This is a genomic window from Arthrobacter sp. Dra40, assembly GCF_059091905.1.
The window spans coordinates 1-6,805 of sequence record NZ_JBNHHB010000248.1 but is presented as its reverse complement, the minus strand read 5'-3'; the positions used below and the strand labels follow the sequence as shown (position 1 = coordinate 6,805).

General features: G+C 66.8%; 6 protein-coding genes. 4 read left to right on the top strand and 2 right to left on the bottom strand.

Annotation, left to right across the window (positions count from 1 at the left end; all coding sequences use genetic code 11):
• The 3 genes from AC5RWT_RS32865 to AC5RWT_RS32855 all read left to right on the top strand — a co-directional run.
• A partial coding sequence (locus AC5RWT_RS32865; RefSeq protein ID WP_494083870.1) for a DNA polymerase III subunit gamma and tau occupies positions 1 to 3,387 on the top strand: 3,387 nt, incomplete at its 5' end.
• Between the two features lie 24 nt (positions 3,388 to 3,411).
• Entirely contained in the window at positions 3,412 to 4,008 is a 597-nt protein-coding gene (gene recR, locus AC5RWT_RS32860) for a recombination mediator RecR (protein ID WP_493969485.1), read from the top strand.
• Positions 4,009 to 4,251: 243 nt separating this feature from the next.
• On the top strand, positions 4,252 to 5,538 hold the full coding sequence (locus AC5RWT_RS32855; RefSeq protein ID WP_494083869.1) for an aspartate kinase: 1,287 nt from the start codon (positions 4,252 to 4,254) through the stop codon (positions 5,536 to 5,538).
• 160 nt (positions 5,539 to 5,698) lie between these two features.
• Here the strand turns inward: AC5RWT_RS32855 and AC5RWT_RS32850 are convergent, their stop codons facing one another.
• A complete protein-coding gene (locus tag AC5RWT_RS32850) occupies positions 5,699 to 5,911 on the bottom strand; it encodes a hypothetical protein (protein ID WP_494083868.1) in 213 nt (70 codons plus the stop codon).
• A gap of 75 nt (positions 5,912 to 5,986) precedes the next feature.
• Positions 5,987 to 6,199, bottom strand: a complete 213-nt coding sequence (locus tag AC5RWT_RS32845) for a hypothetical protein (RefSeq protein ID WP_494083867.1) — start codon at positions 6,197 to 6,199, stop codon at positions 5,987 to 5,989.
• A 104-nt stretch (positions 6,200 to 6,303) separates the two neighbouring features.
• Between AC5RWT_RS32845 and AC5RWT_RS32840 the strand changes: the two genes are divergently transcribed.
• Positions 6,304 to 6,756 carry a MarR family winged helix-turn-helix transcriptional regulator gene (locus AC5RWT_RS32840; RefSeq protein ID WP_494083871.1) on the top strand — a complete coding sequence of 151 codons (453 nt, stop codon included), beginning with the start codon at positions 6,304 to 6,306 and terminating at the stop codon, positions 6,754 to 6,756.
• The last annotated feature ends 49 nt before the right edge of the window (positions 6,757 to 6,805 follow it).

The window sequence follows — 6,805 nt, the reverse complement described above, 5'->3', positions numbered from 1 at the left end:
GCCCGCATCCTGGCCCGCTGCCTGAACTGCGCCGAGGGCCCCACCCCCACTCCCTGCGGCACCTGCGACTCCTGCGTTGAACTCGGCCGCGGCGGCCCCGGCAGCCTCGACGTCATCGAGATCGACGCCGCCTCGCACGGCGGCGTCGACGACGCCCGGGACCTGCGCGAGCGGGCCACCTTCGCCCCGGTGCGCGACCGCTACAAGATCTTCATCATCGACGAAGCCCACATGGTCACGTCGGCCGGCTTCAACGCGCTGCTGAAGATCGTCGAAGAGCCACCGGAACACATCAAGTTCATCTTCGCCACCACGGAGCCGGACAAGGTCATCGGCACCATCCGCTCCCGCACCCACCACTATCCTTTCCGGCTGGTCCCGCCGGAACCGCTGATGCAGTATCTGGAATTGCTGTGCCGGCAGGAAAACGTTTCGGTGGCCCCCGGCGTCCTCTCCCTGGTGATCCGCGCCGGCGGCGGTTCCGTTCGTGACTCGCTCTCCGTGCTGGACCAGCTGATCGCCGGCGCCGGCCCCAACGGCCTGGACTACGAGCTGGCCGTCTCCCTGCTCGGCTACACCCACGCTTCGCTGCTGGACGACGTCGTCGATGCCTTTGCCGCCTCGGATGCGTCCACTGTGTTCAGCGCGGTGGACCGCGTGGTGCAGACGGGCCACGACCCTCGCCGGTTCGTGGAGGACCTGCTTGAGCGCTTCCGCGACCTGATCATCGTCCGTGCCATGCCGGAAAGCGCCCACGCCATCCTGCGCGGCGTCCCGGAGGACCAGATCGCGCGAATGAACACCCAGGCGACACAGCTGGGTGCTTCCGAGCTTTCCCGCGCCGCGGACATCACCAACCAGGCGCTGACCGAGATGACGGGCGCAACCTCGCCCCGCCTGCACCTGGAACTGCTGTGCGCGCGCATCCTGCTGCCCGCCGCGGACCAGGGCGAGCACGGTGTCGCAGCCCGGGTGGACCGGATTGAGCGCCGGCTCAGCTACGGCGGAGCCCCGGTGTCCGCTCCGGCGCCAGGACAGGGGCAGGCGCCAGCCACCCATGCCGCCGCAGAGCCGCCGCTCTCCGGCCCGGAAGCAGCACGCGCCGCGCTCCGTGGCGCCAACGCACAGAAGGCTGAACCTGCCCGCCAGGACGCTGAACGCATCACTCCCCCGCGGGTGAGCACTACGGATTGGCCGCGCGAGGACCAGCAGAGTCCCGCTGCGCCCGCCGCCAACAACTCCCAGCCCGCAGGCCAGCCTGCCCAACAGCACGACGGCGGAGCTCCCGCCGCTTCCGGCGGGACGGCACCTTCGGGGTCTTTTGGCCCGGCAACTTTGGGGACCTCTGGGTCCGTGGGTACGGCCGGCGCCGCGGCAGCTCCCGCCGCCGAGGTCTCTCCGGTCCAGGCTCCTGCTGATCAGCCGCCTGCGGACCAGGCCGCCGATCCCGCTCCAGACAGCCCGACCGTCCCGTCGTCGGTTTTCGGCAACCCGCATGACGCGGGCAGGCAGGACGCCGGCGTAACGGGCGGCCCCGCCGGCGTAACGGGCGGCTCCGCCGGCCCCCGGGACAATGCCGGAGCTTCCAGCCCGCAGGGGGTGGCTCGGGCGGATGCCGCCGCCCCCTCCGTCGAAAGTTCAGCCGACTGGGGCGGCGCATGGGGCGCCATGCCGGAGCCTGCTCCGGTTCAGCAAAAGCCCAAGCCGCAGCAGTCGGATCACGCGGCTGCTGGCCAAGCCGCCTCGCCGGCTCACCAGAGTGCAGGCGCAGGGGCTGCAACATCGCAGCAACCACCTCATGGCGCCCGGCCAGAAGCGACCGACCAGCGGCGTCCGCAGGCCCAGCCCCCGGCGCAGCAGCCCGCCCCGCAGCGCACGGCCCGGGAGGCACCGCAGGCTCCCGCCCAGCAGTCCACCACCCGCCCGCAGTCAGCCGGGGCACCGGCGCAGGCTCCCGCCCAGCAGTCCACCACCCGCCCGGAGCCGGCCGAGGCACCGGCGCAGGCTCCTCGCCAAGGCCAGACCGCGCCGCAGGCGTCCGGCCAGATCGAAATGATCCGCCGGGCCTGGCCGGAAATCCTGAATACGCTCAGCGGCATCCGCAAGGTGACGTGGATGAACGTCAGCAGCAATGCCTCGCCGCTCAGCCTTGACGGCACCGCGCTGACGCTGGGCTTCAAGAACCAAGGTTCTGCCACCAACTTCGGCAATGGTGACCATGCGGACAACCTTCGCCAGGCCATCCAGCAAGTGCTGGGGATGGACCTGCAAATCCGGACCGTCGAAGACGCTTCGGTGACAGCGGGTGAGTCAAACCCAAAAGTACCTACTAGCCGGCAGCAGCCGGCAGACGGTGGTTGGCCCGCCAACACCGCTACGGTAACTGCGCCCGCGCCGGTTTCGGAACCGGCCGGGCAAGGTACTTCACAGCCATCGGCGCCGGCCGCCGCTGGATCGGCAAATGTCACGCCGAACGCTGCTGTCTCCGCCGGTTTCACGCCAACGGCTGACTCAGCGGCGTCGGCTCACTCAGCTGCGACCGCTTCCCCAGGTGGATCCGCAGGTTCCAGCGCTTCGGCTGCTTCAGGTCATTCCGCCCCCAGTCCGATGTTGGCCGCCACCGGTCCTTTAGCTCCCAACACCGTGTCAGCCGCCTCCGGCTTGTCTGCAGCATCCGGCGCCTCCGCACCCAGCGGCCCATCAGCCGCCTCCGGCCTGTCTGCAGCGTCCGGTACCTCCGCACCCAGCGGCATGTCCGGGCCCACCGCTGCGTCCGCGCCGTCGGCCCATTCACCGAACAGTGCGTCCGGCAATGGGCAGCGGCCCCCGGCCCTGCCCGGGGAAAAGCCGGTGTTTGCCCAGCTGGCCGAGCGGATGTCTTCGGCTTCCCCCGTGGCTGCCGCTCCTGCTCCCGTTGCAGCCGTGGCCCCGTCGGCGGCGGGGCACTCGACGTCGACACCGCACTCGGCCTCGCCGGTGGTTCCCGCAATGGGAGCCCGGCCGACCAACCGGCTCACGGACACCCAACCTCCAAGCCGGAGTGCCTCTGCTTCATCAGCTCCTGCGGTGGCGTCTCCGTACGACGACATCCCGTATGCCAATGACGAACCGCCGGCCGAGGAGTGGGAAACGACGCCGGACCGGCCAGGTCCCGGGCAGAAGCGCAGCCGGTACCAGCAGTTGCTGGACCAGGCGAAAGCATCACAGGCTTCCTCGGCCGCGGCAGCGCCCTCCCCGTCCAGCCGTGACCTAAACTTGAAGTACGTCGAGGACATCCCCAGCGAAGACGACGAGTCCATCGAAGACTCCGGACTCGTGGGCCGCGCTGCGATTGAAAGGCTTCTCGGCGGACGCCTGATTGACGAACAAAGCCTGGACGGTTCCTAACCGCCTGCGGAGATTGAAGGTTCTGTGTACGAAGGTGCTGTCCAGGAGTTGATCGACGAGCTCGGCCGCTTGCCTGGAATCGGCCCGAAGTCCGCCCAACGCATCGCGTTCCACATTCTGGAGTCCGACCCGGCCGACATGAAGCGGCTCGTTGATGCGGTGACTCACGTCAAGGAGCGGGTGAAATTCTGCTCCATCTGCGGGAACGTCTCCGAACAAGACACGTGCAACATTTGCCGCGACCCGCGCCGCGATCCGACGGCGATCTGCGTGGTGGAAGAGTCCAAGGACGTCATCGCGATAGAACGGACCCGGTCCTTCAAGGGCCGCTACCACGTGCTCGGCGGGGCGATTAATCCGATCGGCGGCGTCGGTCCGGAACAACTGCGCATCCGGGAACTGCTCAGCCGGCTCTCGGACGGACAGATCGAGGAAATCATCATCGCCACCGACCCCAACCTTGAGGGCGAAGCGACGGCGACCTATCTGGGCCGAATGCTCAAGACCATCGGCATCCCGGTCAGCCGCCTGGCGTCCGGCCTGCCGGTCGGAGGCGACCTCGAGTATGCCGACGAGGTCACATTGGGCCGCGCCTTCGAAGGCCGCCGCAGCCTCATCTAGTCACTTGGGGCGTCGAACGGGGCACTAAGGTCCTGCAAGGCACCCGGGCGGGGCACCGGCGTCGGTATTACCATCGACAGTCACACTGTCCGGCCGCATTCTGCCCCTACTTGATGCGGCGCTAGAATTACCCTTGCCGCGTTGGGTCCGCAGCCTGGACCCGCGGCAACAATCTATGAACCCCGGCGCGCCGCACCTCACGGCACGGACCGGATCCCAACGCAGGAGTTGTTTAGAGAACACATGAGCCTGATAGTGCAGAAGTTTGGCGGTTCCTCAGTCTCGGACGCCGAGGGGATCAAACGCGTGGCACAACGCGTGGTTGATACCCAAGCCGCCGGCAACCGTGTTGTCGTCGTGGTGTCCGCCATGGGAGATACCACTGACGAACTGCTTGACCTGGCCAGCCAAGTGTCCTCCCACAGCAGTGCCCGCGAAATGGACATGCTGCTCTCCGCGGGCGAACGCATCTCGATGTCCCTGCTGGCCATGGCCATCCAGGAGTTCGGCTCCAAGGCCCAGTCCTTCACCGGCAGCCAGGCCGGTATGGTCACCGACGCCATCCACGGCAAGGCACGGATTATCGATGTCTCCCCGCACCGGGTGATGACGACCATCGACAAGGGCGAAATCGCCATTGTGGCCGGCTTCCAAGGCGTCAGCCGGGAGAGCCACGACATCACCACGCTGGGCCGCGGCGGTTCCGACACCACTGCTGTGGCGCTGGCGGCGGCCCTGGGCGCCGACGTCTGCGAGATTTACACAGACGTGGATGGCGTCTACACCGCCGACCCGCGGCTGGTGCACAGCGCACAGAAGATCGACACCATCTCCAGCGAGGAAATGTTGGAGATGGCGGCTTCCGGCTCCAAAATCCTGCATCTGCGCTGCGTCGAGTATGCCCGCCGCTTCGGCGTGAAGCTGCACGTGCGCTCGTCCTTCAGCACAAACGAGGGAACCTGGGTGCTGCCCAACCCCGACGACAAGATCAAGATTCAAGAGGGAGAACCCTTGGAACAGCCCATCATCTCCGGCGTTGCCCACGACCGCTCAGAAGCCAAGGTCACCATCCTGGGTGTACCCGACATTCCGGGCAAGGCAGCCGAAATCTTCGGCATCGTGGCCGGCGCGCACTCAAACATCGACATGATCGTGCAGAACATCTCCACCCGCGGCACCGGCAAGACCGACATCTCCTTCACGCTGCCCAAGGTGGAAGGCGCGGAAGCCATGGAGGCGCTGAAGGCTGCCCAGGACGTGGTGGGCTTCGAGGGCATTCTCTACAACGAGAACGTCGGGAAGCTCTCGCTGATCGGCGCGGGCATGCGCTCCAACCCGGGCGTCTCGTTCAAGTTCTTCGAGGCCCTGCACAAGGCCGGCGTGAACGTGGACATGATTTCCACCTCCGAGATCCGCATCTCGATTGTCACGCACGCCGATCTGCTGGACACCGCCGTCCGCGCCGTTCACGCCGCATTCGACTTGGACAGCGATGAGGAAGCCACCGTCTACGGGGGCACCGGCCGCTAAGGCTTCCCGGGCTAACCGGGGCTGCCCGGGTTGGCAAGTGCGGTTTCTATCCGCGGGTCCAATCCCGGGCTAACCCGGCTGGCGGTGCCGCCGCGGCTGACCGTGTTGGCGCTCCCGGCGGTGACCGAACCGCGGCACCGCTTGCACAGCGAGGGGCCGGTCAGGCCTTGCGCGGCCTGCGATAGGCGTAGGTGTGGCCCGCTTCCCGCTCCACTTCGATCTCCGACAGCTGCTCCTCCGACGCCTTCTCCGCGGAGTCATGCCTGTGGACCACCGGGGAGTCGGCCTCAATTCGATCCGCAGGGCCCCAGACCTTCGCTGCTTTCTCAGTGGCGCGCATGAAGCGGTCCATAAAGCGCGCATTCCCAGCCATCTGAATCACCTTCTTGCTCAGAAGCATCCGTGGCATCAGTTTAATGAGGACCCGTACGGAAAAACAGAGCCGGAATTAGTCCTGCTTCTTGGGCACGATGTACGTACTGCCGTCCGCCCGGGTGACCGTTTCCCACTGCGAGGCTTCGGCCTCGCGCTGCTTGAGCAAGGCCTTGTTTTCTTCGGTCATGGGATGGTCGACGCCGCTCTTCTGCGCGGGGCCGAAGACCAATCGGAACTTGCCGGTGGCATGCATGAACGCGTTGACCCGGGACTTCTTCTCGGTCATGTGCGTGATCCTTCGTCCGGCCCGCTGGACTCTGCGGGCATTCGTCTCCATAATAGGCCATGAACAATTAACGCGCTAACTAATGGAGAGCGGCAGTGGGAGCGATGGCGGGGACCAGTGAAGACCTGCTTTTGGAGCACCAACTGTGCTTCGCCCTGTCGGTAGCCTCCCGCAGCGTAGTGGCTTCCTACAAGCCCGTGCTGGAGAAGCTGGGCCTGACGCATCCGCAGTACCTGGTCATGCTGGCTCTCTGGGAACAGAGTCCCCGGATGGTCAAGGATTTGTCCGGGACGTTGCAGCAGGACCCCGCCACCCTCTCCCCCATGCTCAAGCGAATGGAGCAGGCAGGGCTGATCACGCGGGAGCGGATGGAAGGCAATGAGCGGGCGTTGGCCGTGGGGTTGACCGACGCCGGTGCGGCGCTGCGGGAAAAGGCCCTCTCCGTGCCCGGAACCATGCTGGCGCGATTGGCGCTAGACCGGGAGCAGTTGCGCGAGTTGAACGCCTCCATGCGTGCACTGATCAAGGCGGCGCGGGAAGCGTCAGACCAGCCCTAGGCGCTGCCAACACAAGCCGGAAGGGCGGCAGGTGGATTACCCACCTGCC